Source organism: Luteimonas sp. TWI596, from assembly GCF_039674105.1.
In the GTDB taxonomy this organism is placed as follows: domain Bacteria; phylum Pseudomonadota; class Gammaproteobacteria; order Xanthomonadales; family Xanthomonadaceae; genus Luteimonas.
The window spans coordinates 1-958 of record NZ_JBDJMU010000049.1 but is presented as its reverse complement, the minus strand read 5'-3'; the positions used below and the strand labels follow the sequence as shown (position 1 = coordinate 958).

At 66.8% G+C, this 958-nt stretch carries 1 protein-coding gene; it reads left to right on the top strand.

Annotated features, from left to right (window positions below):
* Window positions 1–958: isopeptide-forming domain-containing fimbrial protein (locus tag ABE487_RS17185; RefSeq protein WP_346452924.1), on the top strand; the 958-nt coding region annotated here is incomplete at both ends.

Here is a 958-nt window from a genome sequence, read left to right as displayed (position 1 = left end):
CCTGCACGCTGCCTGCCGGCACGCTGCCGGGTGTCTACACGCTGACCTACACCGCGACCGTCAATGCGGATGCGACGGGCAGCGTTGGCAACGTTGTCGTGGCCAGTAACCCGGCTGGTGGCAACGATCCCGATCCGGTGTGCACGACCTGCGAAACCGAGCATCCGGTCGTTGCGACCTCGATCACGGTGACCAAGACCTCGAACCCGGCCTCGGGGAGCGAAGTCGCACCTGGCGACACGCTGACCTATACGCTGACCGCGACGGTCGCGAACTCGGCGACGACCGAAGTGCTGACGCTCGCCGACACACTGGGCACCGGCCTGACCTTCGGGTCGGTGACGGATGCGGGCGTGTTCGCCTGCACCGGTGCGCTGACCTGCACGCTGCCGGCCGGCACGCTGCCGGGCACCTACACGCTGACCTACACCGCGACTGTCAATGCGGATGCGACGGGCAGCGTTGGCAACGTCGTGGTGGCCAGTAACCCGGCAGGTGGCAACGACCCCGAGCCCGTGTGCACCACGTGCGAGACCGAGCATCCGGTCGTTGCGACGTCGATCACGGTGAGCAAGACCTCCAACCCGGCCTCCGGTAGTGAGGTGTCGCCTGGCGACACGCTGACCTACACGCTGACGGCGACGGTCGCGAACTCGGCGACGACCGAAGTGCTGACGCTTGCCGACACACTCGGTGCAGGTTTGACCTTTGGTGCCGTCACGGACGCGGGTGCGTTTGCTTGCACGGGCGCGCTGGCCTGCACGTTGCCTGCGGGCACGCTGCCGGGTACTTACACGCTGACCTACACCGCGACCGTCAATGCGGATGCGACGGGCAGCGTCGGTAACGTCGTCGTGGCCAGTAACCCGGCTGGCGGCAACGATCCCGATCCGGTCTGTACGACCTGCGAGACCGAACATCCTGTCGTCGCCACGTCGATCACGGTGAGCAAGACCTC